The 14,797-nt window shown below is 65.7% G+C and carries 21 protein-coding genes; 8 read left to right on the forward strand and 13 right to left on the reverse strand.

The window, feature by feature from the left end; translation table 11 throughout:
* The first annotated feature begins 22 nt into the window (after positions 1 to 22).
* Entirely contained in the window at positions 23 to 937 is a 915-nt protein-coding gene (locus tag ACAM52_RS11495) for an alpha/beta hydrolase (protein WP_369647722.1), read from the forward strand.
* On the forward strand, positions 934 to 1,818 hold the full coding sequence (locus tag ACAM52_RS11500) for a YbgC/FadM family acyl-CoA thioesterase (protein ID WP_369647067.1): 885 nt from the start codon (positions 934 to 936) through the stop codon (positions 1,816 to 1,818). Before ACAM52_RS11495 ends, ACAM52_RS11500 begins: the two co-directional genes overlap by 4 nt.
* Before the next feature lie 15 nt (positions 1,819 to 1,833).
* Here the strand turns inward: ACAM52_RS11500 and ACAM52_RS11505 are convergent, their stop codons facing one another.
* Positions 1,834 to 2,757, reverse strand: coding sequence for a hypothetical protein (locus ACAM52_RS11505; protein WP_369647068.1), 924 nt, complete (start codon positions 2,755 to 2,757; stop codon positions 1,834 to 1,836).
* Between the two features lie 146 nt (positions 2,758 to 2,903).
* Entirely contained in the window at positions 2,904 to 3,830 is a 927-nt protein-coding gene (locus ACAM52_RS11510; RefSeq protein WP_369647069.1) for a folate-binding protein YgfZ, read from the reverse strand.
* A 138-nt stretch (positions 3,831 to 3,968) separates the two neighbouring features.
* On the opposite strand from ACAM52_RS11510, the gene mltG reads away from it, so the two are divergent.
* From mltG to ACAM52_RS11540, 6 genes are all read left to right on the forward strand, one after another.
* Positions 3,969 to 4,994 carry an endolytic transglycosylase MltG gene (gene mltG / locus ACAM52_RS11515; RefSeq protein ID WP_159271839.1) on the forward strand — a complete coding sequence of 342 codons (1,026 nt, stop codon included), beginning with the start codon at positions 3,969 to 3,971 and terminating at the stop codon, positions 4,992 to 4,994.
* Positions 4,991 to 5,662 (forward strand): dTMP kinase, encoded by a 672-nt coding sequence (tmk, locus tag ACAM52_RS11520; RefSeq protein ID WP_369647070.1) that lies wholly within the window; start codon positions 4,991 to 4,993, stop codon positions 5,660 to 5,662. Before mltG ends, tmk begins: the two co-directional genes overlap by 4 nt.
* The gene (locus ACAM52_RS11525) at positions 5,659 to 6,681 is read left to right on the forward strand and encodes a DNA polymerase III subunit delta' (protein WP_369647071.1); all 1,023 of its coding nucleotides are present in this window, start codon (positions 5,659 to 5,661) and stop codon (positions 6,679 to 6,681) included. The genes tmk and ACAM52_RS11525 overlap by 4 nt, the downstream gene beginning before the upstream one ends.
* The gene (locus ACAM52_RS11530; protein WP_369647072.1) at positions 6,678 to 7,064 is read left to right on the forward strand and encodes a PilZ domain-containing protein; all 387 of its coding nucleotides are present in this window, start codon (positions 6,678 to 6,680) and stop codon (positions 7,062 to 7,064) included. The genes ACAM52_RS11525 and ACAM52_RS11530 overlap by 4 nt, the downstream gene beginning before the upstream one ends.
* Positions 7,065 to 7,149: 85 nt before the next feature.
* Positions 7,150 to 7,956, forward strand: a complete 807-nt coding sequence (locus tag ACAM52_RS11535) for a TatD family hydrolase (RefSeq protein ID WP_139705956.1) — start codon at positions 7,150 to 7,152, stop codon at positions 7,954 to 7,956.
* Positions 7,953 to 8,633 carry an ankyrin repeat domain-containing protein gene (locus tag ACAM52_RS11540; protein WP_095745272.1) on the forward strand — a complete coding sequence of 227 codons (681 nt, stop codon included), beginning with the start codon at positions 7,953 to 7,955 and terminating at the stop codon, positions 8,631 to 8,633. Before ACAM52_RS11535 ends, ACAM52_RS11540 begins: the two co-directional genes overlap by 4 nt.
* Before the next feature lie 717 nt (positions 8,634 to 9,350).
* Here ACAM52_RS11540 and ACAM52_RS11545 read toward each other — a convergent pair.
* The 11 genes from ACAM52_RS11545 to ACAM52_RS11595 all read right to left on the reverse strand — a co-directional run bounded on the left by ACAM52_RS11545 (position 9,351) and on the right by ACAM52_RS11595 (position 14,754).
* Entirely contained in the window at positions 9,351 to 10,496 is a 1,146-nt protein-coding gene (locus ACAM52_RS11545; RefSeq protein ID WP_369647073.1) for a zonular occludens toxin domain-containing protein, read from the reverse strand.
* A complete protein-coding gene (locus ACAM52_RS11550; protein WP_369647074.1) occupies positions 10,493 to 10,780 on the reverse strand; it encodes a DUF2523 family protein in 288 nt (95 codons plus the stop codon). The genes ACAM52_RS11545 and ACAM52_RS11550 overlap by 4 nt, the downstream gene beginning before the upstream one ends.
* Positions 10,777 to 12,252, reverse strand: coding sequence for a hypothetical protein (locus ACAM52_RS11555; protein ID WP_369647075.1), 1,476 nt, complete (start codon positions 12,250 to 12,252; stop codon positions 10,777 to 10,779). The genes ACAM52_RS11550 and ACAM52_RS11555 overlap by 4 nt, the downstream gene beginning before the upstream one ends.
* Positions 12,242 to 12,409, reverse strand: a complete 168-nt coding sequence (locus tag ACAM52_RS11560) for a hypothetical protein (RefSeq protein WP_369647076.1) — start codon at positions 12,407 to 12,409, stop codon at positions 12,242 to 12,244. The genes ACAM52_RS11555 and ACAM52_RS11560 overlap by 11 nt, the downstream gene beginning before the upstream one ends.
* Positions 12,410 to 12,430: 21 nt before the next feature.
* Complete coding sequence (locus ACAM52_RS11565) at positions 12,431 to 12,664, reverse strand: hypothetical protein (protein WP_369647077.1); 234 nt, start codon at positions 12,662 to 12,664, stop codon at positions 12,431 to 12,433.
* A gap of 92 nt (positions 12,665 to 12,756) precedes the next feature.
* Positions 12,757 to 12,906 (reverse strand): hypothetical protein, encoded by a 150-nt coding sequence (locus tag ACAM52_RS11570; RefSeq protein WP_369647078.1) that lies wholly within the window; start codon positions 12,904 to 12,906, stop codon positions 12,757 to 12,759.
* Entirely contained in the window at positions 12,906 to 13,217 is a 312-nt protein-coding gene (locus tag ACAM52_RS11575) for a hypothetical protein (RefSeq protein WP_369647079.1), read from the reverse strand. The genes ACAM52_RS11570 and ACAM52_RS11575 overlap by 1 nt, the downstream gene beginning before the upstream one ends.
* On the reverse strand, positions 13,192 to 14,283 hold the full coding sequence (locus ACAM52_RS11580) for a replication initiation factor domain-containing protein (RefSeq protein ID WP_369647080.1): 1,092 nt from the start codon (positions 14,281 to 14,283) through the stop codon (positions 13,192 to 13,194). The genes ACAM52_RS11575 and ACAM52_RS11580 overlap by 26 nt, the downstream gene beginning before the upstream one ends.
* Positions 14,280 to 14,426 carry a hypothetical protein gene (locus tag ACAM52_RS11585; RefSeq protein ID WP_369647081.1) on the reverse strand — a complete coding sequence of 49 codons (147 nt, stop codon included), beginning with the start codon at positions 14,424 to 14,426 and terminating at the stop codon, positions 14,280 to 14,282. The genes ACAM52_RS11580 and ACAM52_RS11585 overlap by 4 nt, the downstream gene beginning before the upstream one ends.
* Positions 14,423 to 14,593 carry a hypothetical protein gene (locus ACAM52_RS11590; protein ID WP_369647082.1) on the reverse strand — a complete coding sequence of 57 codons (171 nt, stop codon included), beginning with the start codon at positions 14,591 to 14,593 and terminating at the stop codon, positions 14,423 to 14,425. Before ACAM52_RS11590 ends, ACAM52_RS11585 begins: the two co-directional genes overlap by 4 nt.
* Positions 14,590 to 14,754: a hypothetical protein gene (locus ACAM52_RS11595; RefSeq protein WP_369647083.1), complete on the reverse strand. Its 165-nt coding sequence runs from the start codon at positions 14,752 to 14,754 to the stop codon at positions 14,590 to 14,592. Before ACAM52_RS11595 ends, ACAM52_RS11590 begins: the two co-directional genes overlap by 4 nt.
* Positions 14,755 to 14,797 lie beyond the last annotated feature (43 nt).

Consider the following 14,797-nt stretch of genomic DNA (forward strand, 5'->3'; position numbering starts at 1 on the left):
GCAACCCGCACTCACCCCGAAGATGGCCGGCGTGGTCGAGCGCATGGCGCGCGCGGGCCATCCGCCGCTCGACCAGCTCACGCCCGACGAAGCCAAGGCCTCGTACGAAAAAGGCGCGGGCGTGCTCGAGGTGCCCAAGCCCGAGCTGGCGCGCATCGAAGACTTCCACATCGCCGCGCGCGACGGCCACGCCATTCCCGCGCGGCTGTATGCGCCGTCGGCCGAGGTGCTGCCGGTGCTCGTGTACTTCCACGGCGGCGGCTTCACGGTCGGCAACATCCGCACGCACGACACGCTGTGCCGCGTGCTCAGCCTCAAGAGCGGCTGCGCGGTGGTGTCGGTCGACTACCGGCTCGCGCCCGCGCACAAGTTTCCGACCGCGTCGAACGATGCCTGGGACGCGTTCCAGTTCATCGTCACGCAGGGCGCGAGCCTGGGCCTGGACGGCACGCGCCTGGCGGTGGGCGGCGACAGCGCGGGCGGCACGCTGGCGGCCGTGTGCGCCATCCTGGCGCGCGATGCCGGCCTGCCGGTGGCGCTGCAGCTGCTCATCTACCCCGGCATGGCTGCGCACCAGGACACCGAGTCGCACCGACGCCATGTCGACGGCCCGCTGCTGACCAAGGCCATGATCGACTTCTTCTTCGCCCAGTACGTGAACACGCCCGCCGACCGCGACGACTGGCGTTTCGCGCCCTTGCTGGCCGACGACGTCGACGATGTGGCGCCGGCCTGGATCGGGCTGGCCGAGGCCGACCCGGTGGTGGACGAAGGCATCGCCTACGCCGACAAGCTGCGCGCCGCGGGCGTGGCGGTCGACCTGGAAATCTACCGTGGCGTGATCCACGAATTCATCAAGATGGGCCGGGCGATTCCCGAAGCGCTGCAGGCGCAGAACGACGCGGCCCGCGCACTGAAAGAGGCATTGAACCCATGAGCGACAACAACAACACCCCGGTGCGCCGCGAGGACTTCCACTACTTCCATCGCCTGCGCGTGCGCTGGGCCGAGGTGGACATGCAGAAGATCGTCTTCAACGCGCACTACCTGATGTACTTCGACACCGCCATCGCCGACTACTGGCGTGCGATGGCGCTGCCCTACGAAGAGGCGATGCACTCGCTGGGCGGCGACCTGTACGTGCGCAAGGCGACCATCGATTTCCGCGCCTCGGCCCGCATGGACGACGTGATCGACGTGGGCATGAAGTGCGCGCGCATCGGCAACTCGTCGATCATTTTCCAGGGCGGCCTGTTCCGCCAGGACGAGTTCCTGGTGGGCTGCGAGCTGGTCTACGTGTTCGCCGACCCGGCCACGCAGACCTCGAAGCCCGTGCCCGCGGCCCTGCGCGAGACGCTGACGGCCTTCGAGGCCGGCGAGCCGATGCGCACCGTCGAGACCGGCGACTGGGCCACGCTCGGCGAAGGCGCGAGCGCGCTGCGCCGCGCCGTGTTCATCGAGGAACAGAACATTCCCAAGGAGCTGGAGTGGGACGCGCACGACGCCGTCGTGCTGCACGCGGTGGCGCGCAACCGGCTCGGCCAGGTCATCGGCACCGGCCGGCTGCTGCCCGCCGAGGACGGCGTCTCGCACATCGGCCGCATGGCGGTGCACCGCACCTTGCGCAGCGGCGGCCACGGCGCGGCCGTGGTGCAGGCGCTGGAAGACGCAGCACGTGCACGCGGCGACCGCGAAGTGGCGCTCAACGCGCAGCGCAGCGCCGAGCGCTTCTATGCGCGGCTGGGCTACGCGGTGCACGGCCAGCCTTTCGAGGAAGCCGGCATTGCGCACATCGAGATGCGGCGCGCGCTGCGCTGAGCGCCGCGCCTTCAATCAATAGCGGGCCGGCGGGTCCGGCACGTAGCCGGGGTCCGAGCCCGGGAAGGGCGACGGGCCCGACGGACGCGGCCAGCGCTGCGGCACCGGGATGACGCCCGCGGCGACCAGGTTCTCTCGGCTGTCGTAGCGGATGCGGATCACCTCGTCGGGCTGCGAGCTGGCGCGCTCGAAGGTCGTCTTGCCGACGTACGAGGTCTCACGCCGTCCGTGGGCCGTGCCCAGGCTCGGGCTGGGCGCGGACTGGCGGGCCATGGCGCCGGCCGACGACTCGGCGGCCATGTCGGCGTTGCCGGCGCTGCCGGCGGGCGGGGCCGCCTTGGCCCGCGCATCGCCCATCGACGACGGTGCCGGCGGCGCTTCGCTGCGCCGCTCGCGGCTGCTGTTGCTGTACTCATCGCGCGACGGATAGGGCGTCACGACCGGCGGCGGCGGTTCCGGCCGGCGTTCGCGGAACATCGCGACGCCGATCACGCCCACGTCGTCGGGGCGGCCGGTGCGGCTCGCGTAGGAGTTGCCGGCGGCGGCGAATTCGAAGGCCGCGATCTGCGAATCGCTCTTGCGCCAGCCCGCGATGTCGCTGCGCTCGCGCGGACCGAACACGTAGCCGTTCTGGCCGACGCCGGCGGTTTCGCCGGTGACGACGTTGACGCCGTCCACCGACATCACGGCCATGATGCGTTCGCCCATCGCGTTGCGTGCGCGGATCGCATAGCGCGCGCCGGGGCGGCCGGCCACCCAGTACTCGCCGCGGTGGCGGTAGATCGGCAGCTCGGCGCCGCTCGTGCGGTCGACGATGCTGATGTTCATCAGGCCGCCGATGCGGCTGGCACCGGAGGGGTACGGCCGCATCGGGCTTTCCGCCCCCGCCGACAGCGCGGTCAGGGCCAGGACGGTGGTGAGGAGAAGTCTGCGCTGCATCATGGTGGCTTCCTTGCCAGGAGTGGATCGATGCAGGCTTCTACGGCGGGGCCTCGCGAACGGGGTTAAGCGTCGCGCAAAAAAATGGCGCTGTCGGTGAGACAGCGCCAAGCGCCCCCGGAAAGAAGGCAGGGACGCAGGGGAAATCAGATGTCTTCGAGCAGCGGATAGGGCAGCGGCTCGACCGACAGCGCCGGCCCGCCGGGCGCACCCGCGTGCAAGCCGCCGGCCTCGAGCGCGGCGATCTGGATCGAGATGAGCGCCGACCAGCCGCCGTCGGGCGCAGGCGCGGCCTGCGCCACGGTGCCCACGGGCTGTTCGGCGTCGTTGGCGGCGAACACCTCCTGGCCCGCGGCCAGCGGCGCGTCGGTCTGCGCGAGGTAGGTGCGGCGCTTGAGCGTGCCGCGGAACTGGCTGCGCGCCACGATTTCCTGGCCGGGGTAGCAGCCCTTCTTGAAGTTCACGCCACCCACCGACTCGTAGTTGATCATCTGCGGCACGAAGGCCTCGATCACCGGCGTGGTCAGCGTGACGATGCCGCTGCGCACCTCGCTCCAGGGCCACAGCGCGGCGTCGAGCGTCGGGCCCACAGGCGCCTTCTGGTCGGCCGGCGCGATCCACAGCGCGCGCGGCACGCCGTCGGCCGGGTACAGCGACACCACGCTGATGTCTTCGCCGATGGCCGTGCGGCGACCGGGCGGCAGGGCCGCATCGAGGCCGTTGGCGGTCAGGGCCGTGCCGGCCACGCCGTGCAGCGCGAACTGCTCGGTGGCGTCGCTCAGCTTGACCTTGGCGCGCAGCACGTACATCGACAGGCGCTTGAGCGTGGCCGCCAGGATGTCGCGGCTGCACACCAGCAGGATGAGTTCGGGTTGCGGACGGATGCCGATGAAGCTGGCGATCACGCGGCCCTTGGCCGTGCAGAGCGCCGCCAGGCGGGCTTCGGTGGCGCCGAGCAGCGAGAAATCCTGCGTGAGCTGGCCGTGCAGGAAGCTGGCGGCATCGGGGCCTTCGGCGCGGATCACGCCGAGGTGGGGCAGGGTGCTCACCCCGTTGAGAACGACTGTGGTCATCGCTGAATTATCATGGCCGTGCCTGTTCCTTCGGGGCGGCAGGGATTCCCCGTCGCAGCGACGGGGCCGACCGTTCCCGCGGGTCGGTGTCCATCTGCTTGCCAGCCCTTTTTCTTCCTCCGTCTTTTCCTCGGATTCGTGCGCAGCTTCTTCCTCACGCTCTTCCTGCTCGTGGCCCTGGCCGTTCTGGCGCTCGGCGGCGCCGGTCTCTGGTGGGTGCACCAGCCGCTCAAGTTGCCGACGCCCAGCGTCGACCTGTCGGTGGAGCCCGGCACCACGCCGCGCGGCATTGCGCAGGCCGTGGCCGACACCGGCGTCGATGTGCAGCCGCAGCTGCTGTACCTGTGGTTCCGCGTCTCGGGGCAAGACCGCCAGATGCGCGCCGGCAGTTACGAACTGGAACGCGGTGTCACGCCCAAGCTGCTGCTCAACATCCTGGTGCGCGGCGAGGAAGCCACGCGCAGCGTGGTGCTGGTCGAAGGCTGGAACATCCGCCAGGTGCGCGCCGCGCTCGCCAAGGCCGAGCAGCTCAAGCCCGAAAGCGTGGGCATGAGCGAAGACGCGCTGATGGCCGCGCTGGGCAAGCCGGGCCTGCACCCCGAAGGCCGCTTCTTCCCGGACACCTACACCTACTCGAAGGGCTCGACCGACATCGCGCTGCTGCAGCGCGCCATGCGGGCCATGGACAAGAAGCTCGAAGCCGCCTGGGCGGCACGCGCGGCCGATTTGCCGCTCAAATCGGCCGATGAGGCGCTTATTCTGGCCAGCATTGTCGAAAAGGAGACAGGCAAGGCCAACGACCGCGCGGAGATTGCCGCCGTCTTCACCAACCGGCTGCGCATCGGCATGCCGCTGCAGACCGACCCGACCGTGATCTACGGCATGGGCACCGCCTTCGACGGCAACCTGCGCAAGCGCGACCTGCAGACCGACACGCCCTGGAACACCTACACCCGCGGCGGCCTGCCGCCCACGCCGATCGCCATGCCCGGCAAGGCCGCGCTGCTGGCGGCCGTGCAGCCGGCGCAGAGCAAGTCGCTGTACTTCGTCTCGCGCGGCGACGGCACGAGCCAGTTCAGCAGCTCGCTCGACGACCACAACCGCGCGGTCAACCGCTACCAGCGTGGCGGCGGCAGCAGCTCCCAACCCAAGGCGACCCAATGAGTGACACAGGTCTGTTTCTGACGCTGGAAGGCATCGACGGCGCGGGCAAGTCGAGCCATCTCGACGCGTTGGAAGCCCGCTTCAAGGCGCAGGGCCGCACGGTGGTGCGCACGCGCGAACCCGGCGGCACGCCGCTGGCGGAGACGCTGCGCGGGCTGGTGCTCGAGCAGCCGATGAACCCGCTGACCGAATCGCTGCTGGTGTTCGCGGCGCGCTGCGACCACATCGCGCAGGTCATCGAGCCGGCACTGGCGCGCGGCGAGGTCGTGCTGTGCGACCGCTTCACCGATGCCACCTTTGCCTACCAGGGCGCGGGGCGTGGCTTCGACACCGCCGTGCTGGCGACCCTCGAACAGTGGGTGCAGGCGGGCCGGGCCGGTCTGCCGGCGTCGCAGCTGCTGCAACCCCAAGTGACCGTGTGGTTCGACCTCGCCCCCGAGATCGCCGCCCAGCGCCTGGCCGGCGCGCGCGTGCCCGACAAGTTCGAGGCTCAGCCCGTCGAGTTCTTCCGCCGCGTGGCGCAGGGCTATGCGGCCCGCGCCGCCGCCGATGCCTCGCGCTTCGTGCGCATCGATGCGAGCCAGGCCCGCGACCAGGTCTGGCAGCAGATCGACACCGCGCTGGTGGCGCGTGGTGTGCTGTCGCCGGTGCAGGGAGCCGCGCGATGAGCGAGCCGGTGAACACGCTGACTCCGTGGCTGCGCCAGCCCTTGGCCGAGCTGCTGCGCCAGCGCGGCCATGCCTGGCTGCTGCAAGGCCCGTCGGGCATCGGCCAGTACGAACTCGCGCTGGCGCTCGCCGCCGCCTGGCTGTGCGAACAGCCGGTGGAGGAGGGCGGTGCCGCCTGCGGCCACTGCGCGAGCTGCCACGCCATCGAGGTCCGCACCCACGCCGACTTGTGCGTGCTGATGCCCGAAGTCGCGATGCAGGAACTGGGCTGGCCGCTCGACGAAAAGGCCCAGTCCGACATCGACGACAAGAAGCGCAAGGCCAGCCGCGAGATCCGCGTCGAAGCCATGCGCGATGCGGTCGGCTTTGCCCAGCGCACCAGCGCGCGCGGTCGCGGCAAGGTCGTGCTCGTGTATCCGGCCGAGCGCATGAACACCATCACCGCCAACGCGCTGCTCAAGACGCTCGAGGAGCCCGTCGGCGACGTGCGCTTCGTACTCGCCAGCGAGGCCGCGTGGCAGCTGCTGCCGACCATCCGCAGCCGCTGCCTGGGCTTCACGCTGCCGTGGCCCGAAACCGCCGAGGCCGAGGCCTGGCTGGTGGCGCAAGACGTGCCCGTCGCCGATGCCGCGCAGCTGCTGCGTGCCGCGGGCGGACGGCCCAGCGATGCGCTGCGGCTGGCGCGCTCGGGCCAGTCGCCCAAGGCATGGTCGCTGCTGCCCAAGGCGGTATCGCGCGGCGATGTGGGCGCGCTGGCCGACCAGGCGCCGGCCCAGGCCGTGGTCTCGCTGCAAAAGCTCTGCCACGACCTCATGGCCGTGGGCCACGGCGCCGAACCCCGATTCTTCGATGCGGCCGACCTGCCGCCGGCCCCGCACAAGCTGGCGCTGGCGCGCTGGTCGAAGTCGCTCGCCGCCGCCGCGCGGACCGCCGAGCACCCGTTCAACGCCGGCCTCATGCTCGAAGCGCTTGTGAGCGAGGCGCGAAGCACCCTAAACTCTGCCGCTCGCCGCCCATGAACCAACCTGTCGCTCCCGCCGCTGCCGTTTTGTCTGCCACGCCCGCCCGGCCGAGCGTCATCCAGCTCGCCATCAAGGAAAAGGGCGCGCTGTACGCGGCCTACATCCCGCTGTTTGCCGAAGGCGGCATCTTCATTCCGACCACGCGCGAATACCGGCTGGGCGACGACGTCTACGTGCTGCTCACGCTGCCCGAAGACCCGCAGCGCTACCCGGTGGCCGGCAAGGTCGCCTGGATCACGCCGGCCCGCGCCGCCGGCAACCGGGCGCCGGGCGTCGGTGTGCGCTTTCCCTCGGACGAGAAGTCGCGCCAGCTGAAGGCGCGCATCGAAGCCGCGCTCGGTGGCTCCATGGCCTCCGACCGCCCGACCCAGACCATCTGAGTTCTTTCTCCGCCGCCGTCCCCGTGACGCGGAACTCCGGACACGGCGCGATCTCCCACAGGCGCGCCGCACTTCATCCTTTCCGATGTTCACCGACTCCCACTGCCACCTGACCTTTCCCGAATTCGCGGACCAGATGCCCCAGATCCGCGCCGCCATGGCCGCCGCCAAGGTCGACCGGGCGCTGTGCATCTGCACCAAGCTCGAGGAATTCGACGACGTACAGGCCCTGGCCGCCAGCTACGACAACTTCTGGGCCAGCGTGGGCGTGCACCCCGACAACGAGGACATCGCCGAGCCCACCGTGGAAGATCTGGTGCGCCTGTCGGCGCGCCCGCGTGTCGTGGCCATCGGCGAGACCGGCCTCGACTACTACCAGATGGAAGAGCGCAAGGGCGGCCGCAGCATCGCCGACATGGAGTGGCAGCGTGACCGCTTCCGCGTGCACATCCGCGCCGCGCAGCAGACCCGCAAGCCGCTCATCATCCACACCCGCGACGCCTCGGCCGACACGCTGGCCATCCTCAAGGAGGAGGGCGAAGACGGCGCGGGCAGGGCGGCCGGCGGCGTGTTCCATTGCTTCACCGAAACCGCCGAGGTGGCGCGCGCCGCGCTCGACCTGGGTTTCTACATCTCCTTTTCGGGCATCCTGACCTTCAAGAAAGCCCAGGACCTGCGCGACGTGGCGGCCTTCGTGCCGCTGGACCGCATGCTGATCGAGACCGACAGCCCCTACCTGGCGCCCGTGCCGTACCGAGGCAAGACCAACAACCCGTCGTACGTGCCCTTCGTGGCGCAACAGATCGCCGAACTGCGACAAATGCCCGTAGAGGACATCGCCAAGGCGACAAGCGACAACTTCGAAACATTGTTCAGGGAAGTCAAATCATGAAAAACTACTTTAAGAAGTCGATATATCTTGTTGTCATGGCTGCATCTTTTGCAGCACATGCTGGTTCGTTCGAAGACTTTTTCCGCGCCGTGCGCGGCGACAACGCCAGCGGTGTGCGCACCCTGCTGAACCGCGGTTTCGACCCGAACACGCGCGACGAACACGGCCAGACCGGTTTGATGCTCGCGCTGCGCGAGCCGTCGCCGAAGGTCATCCAGGTGCTCATGGAGTCGCCGCAACTCAACGTCGACCTGGCCAATGCCAAGGACGAAACGCCGCTGATGCTGGCGTCGATCAAGGGCCAGCAGGACCTGGTGGTGCAACTGCTCAAGCGCGACGCCGCCGTCAACAAGACCGGCTGGGCACCGCTGCATTACGCGGCGAGCAGCGGGCAACTGTCGATCATGAAGCTGCTGCTCGAGAACCACGCCTTCATCGACGCCCAGTCGCCCAACGGCACCACGCCGCTGATGATGGCCGCGATGTACGGATCGAACGATGCCGTGAAGCTGCTGCTGGCCGAAGGCGCAGACACGGCGATGAAGAACCAACTTGGCATGACCGCCGTCGATTTCGCGGTGAAGGCGAACCGGGCTGAGTCTGCGGAGCTGATCAAGGCGGCTGGGGATGCGAAGGCGAATGGGGTGAAGGCGGTGCCGAAGGATGGGAAGTGGTGAGCGGCTGGATGGGTTGAATGCGGCTGGGATGGCCCATCTGAAATCAACACAATGTGCAGAAGGCCGAATTCGCAAATACAAGAACGGTTATGTCAACCTCAATTCGGTTGAAAAAATGTAATTCAAGTAAGAATATCCGAATTAGAAAAGGCCCCAATTGGGGCCTTTTTTCATGATGCTCGGATGTAGCGCATGACGGTGATGACAACAAGCACGACCGTGCCGACGATGATGCAGACGCGTCCGAGGTAATCAATCCAAATCCTAAAGCCAGAGAGCTGAGGTGGTGGCTCAGGCAGAGGAGGGCGGTAGTAACGCCAGTTCGGCTTCTCATGCTCTTCAAGACGGCCGAAGTCTGAAGGAGTTGGCGGCGGATACGACATGTAGCAATTATGGACAGGAGCCCGCAGCCGCGGGCGTTTTGCTGTCCGGTCAGAGAGAAGGCAGGGGCACGTAACCCGCATGGCACCAGAGAGCAGATGCCTCCGCCACAAGGGCTACGGCGTTTGGCTTTACGGTCGCGCGAGCTCGAAGGCAGGGGCCCGTAATTTCAACCAGGTGCGTTCGACCTGAGCTCGTGATCAATCGTCCAGGCCGTTATTTCGCTTGAAGGTCTGCCAAGACTTCCACCCTTCGTGGATGACACCGACATAAACAAGCACCACGACCAGGCCAAGGCCAAATTCGATCCAATTCATGATCGGACTTTCTACCAGGTCAACGCAAAGATGAGCGAGATCCAACGGGATCGCGATAACCAGGACCATCGATGACAACGAGGGTAGGGGAGCGATCAGATCGGCCCTCAGACGCTTTTTCAGCGACAGCCAAGGGTGAGGGTGCTTGATCCATCGGAGGCACCTTGTAGGGATCGAACGGCCTGTTGTCCAACCAGCCGCGGCATTCCGCTTCGGTCAGCCCTGCATTGGTGCCCTGGTGCGTCACGCATTTGCAGCCGCTGGAATTGCACAGCGCACCAGCGACGGTCGGCATGGATTTGACCTGGCGCAATGCGTCGTAGGCCGGCGCGGACTCGGGCCGGGAATTGACGCGCGGGATCCACGCAGTTGAATCATCGATCGCCGGCGCACCAGGTGCAGCAGCTGCGCCAGCGGATTTGCCGGAAGCGCTCGCGTTCGAGCTCGAGCCCGTGCCGGCCTGGGCGGACTTCGAGCTCGAGGCGGCCGCAATCGACGTTTGGCCGGTGAGGCCGCGATACACGTCCGGCCCCTTCCAGACCATGAGCCCGATAGCCAGCACGCCGAACCACAGGACGCCTGGCAGCTTGCGCGGCTGTTTGGTGTGCAGATCTGCGCTGTGATAGAGCTTGAAAACCTTCTTGTTGTACTTGTAGGGAGATTTGGTGATGGCCTTCGCGAACAGCAGTTGGCGGTTCACATGGTCCCATTCGTAGACCGTCGCAAACGGCATGTTGGCCACGCGACGGATGTGCAGATGGCGACCGCCGAGCGCGTGAATGTTGCGGTCGACCAGCATCACGTTTTGCGTGATCAAGATGAAGTCAACGCCCATGTGGCGATGTGTCTCCAGCGCTTGAATGTCCGCCGGTACCGCAGAACCGTTCGCGCGTGGAGACCAGACCTTCTGAACTTCGTCAAACACGATCACGGCACCAGGCTTGGCCCACTCGTGCCAGTCGCGAAGGCCTTCTTCGGAGCCACCATCGATCAGCTCGTGATCGATGGTCAGGCCCTTGATGTTGGTGTAGATGGTGCGCGGGTGCAGCGTCGTGACGCCATCGACCTCCTGAGGCACATGCGTGCCGAGCAGCGGCAGCAGCAGCTTCTGGATCGTGTAAAGGGTTTTGCCGGCACCAGGCGTGCCAGTAATCACGGTGATCATCCGTTGTTGCTCCCGAGGATCTGCGTCGAGCGCTGGATCTGCCACAGCAAAAGCTTGGTGGTCAGTGCGCCAAAGATGATGCCCAGCGCAATACCACCGCCGCCGAGCAAGAACATGCTCAGCGCGTCAGCGGGCAAGCTGCTGAAGCTCGACACGAGCGAGGTTTTCAACTGGGTGAGCAGCGCTTGCATGCCGATGATCGAAACGACCGAGAAGCCCAAGCTCAGCAGGATCTTGGCGAGCGCCGGCTGAAGCAAGCTCAGAAGAAACGTGCCAAGCTTCATTCGGGTCTCCCCACACCGAAGATGATCACGATAGCGATCCAGCCGGCGATTGCGATGACCATGGGTCGGACGTAAGTCGTGAGCGCATCGCAAGTGGCGGCGTAGCTGAACGAACGACCGTAGGCGAGCTCACGCGGGGCAGGGCAGGAGCCGCCCGTCAGCACGCTCTCAGGAGCGTAGGTGACCTGCTTATCCTTCTTCGGGATCTCACCATCGGGCGTGTCGAAATCGATCTTCTGGCAGCCGAGAATCTCAGGATGCTTCGCGCACATGTCTTCCTCTTCCTGCTCGGCACCTGGCGTCGTATCGCTCGGTGTCGTCGCCGTGGTGGTCGTGCTGGTCTGAACGTTCGAGCTATTGAAAATGTTCGTCGTCGTAACGTTGCTCGTGTTGGTGACCTGGTTGCCGTTGGTCGTGAAGTTGTAGGTAGTGCGACTGACCTCACGAGAGCCGTCCTGGTTCTGCTTCACCGTCTCCGGCCCTTGAATCTGCGACGGCCCGGTAACAGTCGGGTTCGGCATGGGGATCTCGCCCCCACGCTCCAACGTCTCGCCCCACACGCGAGGATCCGGGTTGACCTTCTTCAATGCCTCGATCACCTGATCGACCGTTTGAACAACGCGCGGCAGATTTGCAGCAGAGAAGCAACCAAACGGAGTGATGTACCAGCCAGCAGGACACTCACTCGCATTCCCCCGGCTGACCGCCGTAAAAGGATAGTCAGGATTACCCCCTGTCGCGCCCAGACACGTGGAACCACTGACCCGAATGTTCGTCATCGGCACGCTATGCGCCGCGCTCCACAACGGAGCCATACCTCGACACGCACCAACAGCAGACTCGAAATACTGATTGCCACTTCCAGAAGGTTGCCAAACGGTGTGCCAAAGATATCCATCCGAAACAGGCCAAGATGGATCAATCTCTGACCGCTCGATTGCACCCGTCTCCGGGTCGCGCTTCAGCCCCGCTCGGTCGATCCAATTCATGATGTACGGCGCGGCGGCAGCTACACCACTAGCAACGCCACAAACGCCTGCCGTTGCCAATGCGCAGACGATGCCCGCAGCAACAGGGGCAACGGTGCCCCACGGGATCTGATAACTGGCACCGACTGGATAACGGACACCCTGAACACCACCAGCACCGCCAATGTTGAAGTTGCCGCGTTCGCCCTGAATAAAAACGCCGTTGACATTGAGGCCAGCGGTCGGGCCAGTAGGGGATGGAGGCACGCCGTAATTTCCAGCGGCACTCCAACCGCCAACGCCGGACACAGGAATCGTGGTGCCAGTGGGCTGTGACCCCGGGGGGGAAAACGTAGTTGTACGGCCGGTCTGACTCATGCCGAGTCGACCGATGTTGTTCTTGTTGATCGCGTGGGCCGTCAGCGGAAGAATTGCCAGAGCAATAGCAACATACCACCAACGATAAGAAGCTCTGCGGGCGAAGTGAACATGATCAGTCGTCATGATTGGTGCTGAAGATCTGCTCGATCTTTTTCCAGACCCAAACGCCGAGCAGTGCCGCAAAAAAGGACCAGAACAACGACCAGTAGAGGTCGATGTTCTGTTCCGAGGCAGGGGCCGGCTGGATCTGCACGACGATGGTCTGCGTGTTCTCATCCATGGCTCAAACCCCTGCGAGGACTTACCACCAGCCCATCTTCTGGCCGGCGCGCTTCACAGCCCAGAAACCGACCATGATGCCGACCACCAGGACGGCGTAGCCGACCATCTTGGCGCCACCTTCTTCGATCTTGGCGGTGTTGGGATCAGCCTGTGCGAACGACAGGACTGGGGCGAGGGCTGCTGCCGACGTCATGCCGGCCTTCAGAACGAGGTCGCCGGCTTTGCTCTTCACGAGCGCGATTTGCTTATGCATAGGAACTCCATTTGCTTGGTGTTCCCGAGGGATTCGGGATTGCACCCGATAGCCCACGGCGTCTCACGACGTTGGTGGGCTACCAGTTGAAATCACTTGATCGAAGGCACCGCGCTATGGTCGCGGCGGCGTGCGCGATAGATCCGTTGACCGCGTTGGGCCATGGCCTCCGCCGCCATGCCAGCCACGACCAGGCACAGAGCGAGGCCGAAGCCGCAAAAGAACATCAGCGCGGGAGCCATCACGCGCGAACGGCAGTGCCAGTGGCCACAGGCGCCTTGGCTTCGGTTGGAACGATGGAGACGATCTCCTGCTGGCGTTCGCCGTAGCGCATCACGTCCTGGAACTCGACCTCGGCCATGAAGGGCGGTTGGTTGTGCTCGATCTTCTTGAGCACGCTCGGCTCGCAGCGGTATTCGCTGCCCATGTAGCCCTTCACGCCCTTGTTGCCGGCGAGGGGGAGGGCGGCGTACAGCTTGCCAATGGCGTAGGGTTGGCCGGTCTTCTTCGAAACGCCTTCACTGCTTTCAAACCCGATCACGTTGATCTTCATGGTTCATTTCCTTGAGGTATGCAGCCGGCGACGCTGCGAGGTTGAAACCGACCAGGCTTGCTTTTTCCAGTCGCCGTGGAATGCCTGGTCGAGATAGGGCGCCAAGCACCTCATCGGCTGAGAGCCGGAGGCGCAGCACGTCGAACAGCTGCCCATAGGCGCTGCGGGCGTGGACGGTGAGCTTGTCGAGGGTGATTTCTCCCTCTTTCTGATGAGTGGCGATGCGCTCTGCTGCTGCATCGAGGATCTGTTCGAGGCAGCGATACGCGCCGACGAAATAGTGGTCGCAGCGGGTCAGCAAATCGAGCGGCAGATCACGGTCGATGTTGCGAAGCTCGACCTCGAAGCGGGTCCATGGACTGGACACGTCGCCCAGTTGGCGACCCTTCTCGTAGGCCCGCAGCATCTTGCCGTTCTCGCGGCGACCGACCTCAAGGGTGCGGCCATGCTTGGGACACAGCCAGTCGCCCGGCGTGCTGTGGCGGGGCATCCTGCCGCCTGCGTTGAAGCGCCCTTCGAGGTACCACTCCTTGGCGTGCTCGACGGTGAATTCGCCCATGAGCAGATCGACAGCCAGGTCAACGCGCGTGAGCTTGTAGACGGCCTGCCGCTCGATCCAGTCCTGCACGTGCTGCCAACTGGAGACCTTCGAGCAGCCGGTGCCCGAGAGGTCGAAGCGCGCGCGCATGCCGTGATGCATGCCGCCGAAGTCAACACGGGCGACGTTGACCTGCGTGCCGTTCATCTCGACGAAGAAGCGGCACCCGTTCTCATAGCCGAACATGCCCGGAGCCTCGACGCCCACCACCGTGGAACCAACGACCTCGCGGAGAAGACCGAGGATCGTCGCCGGGACGTGTTCGTCAGGATCTGGATACCAGGTGCAGGTCAGCCAGTCGACTTTTGCACCTCTGGGAGTACTTTCCCCCCCTGTTAGAGCAGGGGGGCAGGGTGCAGCGCCCGGCGCTTGGTGCGGCGCTTCGCTTGCCCCCGCGCGCCGCGCGCTGAGGCGACGGCGGAACGTATGGCCGTAGCCGTGGGCCTTGTAGGGCTGGAGCTTCCTCACGCCGCAACATCCTCAACGCTGACACGCACGCCGGGCCATTCGCCCTTCGACACAGCGATCAGGATGCAGACCTCGGCCAGTTCGGTGACGAAGCCTTCACAACCGGTGCCATCGGCAAAAGTAAGCGTGAGAAAGCGCCTCATGAGCGGTCCTCCAGTTCGCGAGCATCCAGAACGACACGACCGCCACAGATCGGGCAACCGCGTTCGTCGTCTTCGGCCAGAACATCGGCGCAGCCACCGCACAACGCGTGCTCACCACTCCAACCGCAGTCGATGCACTCCACAGGGGTGTCGTCTTCGTAGGTCATGCGCGGCGGGCCTCGCGACCTTCGAGCAGCGGATAGCACACGATGCGCCGCTGACCATTTGCGATCCGGCACCAGGTGCCAAGGCCATATTGCAGCGGGACGAACGTAGGAGAGAGCTTGGTGCGGCCCACGGCCCCGACCAGGTCAAGTTCGTACTGCATGCCCTTGCCCGGCTTCGCGTTCTTCCGTGTCAGCGCCATAATC

It is taken from the genome of Variovorax sp. V118, assembly GCF_041154445.1.
GTDB lineage: Bacteria > Pseudomonadota > Gammaproteobacteria > Burkholderiales > Burkholderiaceae_C > Variovorax > Variovorax boronicumulans.

What these genes read in the sequence shown, in the direction of transcription:
- ACAM52_RS11510 (WP_369647069.1), bottom strand. Translation starts at nt 3,830, where the DNA reads ATGACCACAGTCGTTCTCAACGGGGTGAGCACCCTGCCCCACCTCGGC.
- ACAM52_RS11570 (WP_369647078.1), bottom strand. Translation starts at nt 12,906, where the DNA reads ATGGCTCCCGCGCTGATGTTCTTTTGCGGCTTCGGCCTCGCTCTGTGC.
- ACAM52_RS11500 (WP_369647067.1), top strand. Translation starts at nt 934, where the DNA reads ATGAGCGACAACAACAACACCCCGGTGCGCCGCGAGGACTTCCACTAC.
- ACAM52_RS11575 (WP_369647079.1), bottom strand. Translation starts at nt 13,217, where the DNA reads ATGAAGATCAACGTGATCGGGTTTGAAAGCAGTGAAGGCGTTTCGAAG.
- ACAM52_RS11595 (WP_369647083.1), bottom strand. Translation starts at nt 14,754, where the DNA reads ATGCAGTACGAACTTGACCTGGTCGGGGCCGTGGGCCGCACCAAGCTC.
- ACAM52_RS11555 (WP_369647075.1), bottom strand. Translation starts at nt 12,252, where the DNA reads ATGACGACTGATCATGTTCACTTCGCCCGCAGAGCTTCTTATCGTTGG.
- ACAM52_RS11565 (WP_369647077.1), bottom strand. Translation starts at nt 12,664, where the DNA reads ATGCATAAGCAAATCGCGCTCGTGAAGAGCAAAGCCGGCGACCTCGTT.
- ACAM52_RS11530 (WP_369647072.1), top strand. Translation starts at nt 6,678, where the DNA reads ATGAACCAACCTGTCGCTCCCGCCGCTGCCGTTTTGTCTGCCACGCCC.
- tmk (WP_369647070.1), top strand. Translation starts at nt 4,991, where the DNA reads ATGAGTGACACAGGTCTGTTTCTGACGCTGGAAGGCATCGACGGCGCG.
- ACAM52_RS11525 (WP_369647071.1), top strand. Translation starts at nt 5,659, where the DNA reads ATGAGCGAGCCGGTGAACACGCTGACTCCGTGGCTGCGCCAGCCCTTG.
- ACAM52_RS11560 (WP_369647076.1), bottom strand. Translation starts at nt 12,409, where the DNA reads ATGGATGAGAACACGCAGACCATCGTCGTGCAGATCCAGCCGGCCCCT.
- ACAM52_RS11495 (WP_369647722.1), top strand. Translation starts at nt 23, where the DNA reads ATGGCCGGCGTGGTCGAGCGCATGGCGCGCGCGGGCCATCCGCCGCTC.
- ACAM52_RS11545 (WP_369647073.1), bottom strand. Translation starts at nt 10,496, where the DNA reads ATGATCACCGTGATTACTGGCACGCCTGGTGCCGGCAAAACCCTTTAC.
- ACAM52_RS11585 (WP_369647081.1), bottom strand. Translation starts at nt 14,426, where the DNA reads ATGAGGCGCTTTCTCACGCTTACTTTTGCCGATGGCACCGGTTGTGAA.
- ACAM52_RS11540 (WP_095745272.1), top strand. Translation starts at nt 7,953, where the DNA reads ATGAAAAACTACTTTAAGAAGTCGATATATCTTGTTGTCATGGCTGCA.
- ACAM52_RS11535 (WP_139705956.1), top strand. Translation starts at nt 7,150, where the DNA reads ATGTTCACCGACTCCCACTGCCACCTGACCTTTCCCGAATTCGCGGAC.
- ACAM52_RS11550 (WP_369647074.1), bottom strand. Translation starts at nt 10,780, where the DNA reads ATGAAGCTTGGCACGTTTCTTCTGAGCTTGCTTCAGCCGGCGCTCGCC.
- ACAM52_RS11505 (WP_369647068.1), bottom strand. Translation starts at nt 2,757, where the DNA reads ATGCAGCGCAGACTTCTCCTCACCACCGTCCTGGCCCTGACCGCGCTG.
- ACAM52_RS11590 (WP_369647082.1), bottom strand. Translation starts at nt 14,593, where the DNA reads ATGACCTACGAAGACGACACCCCTGTGGAGTGCATCGACTGCGGTTGG.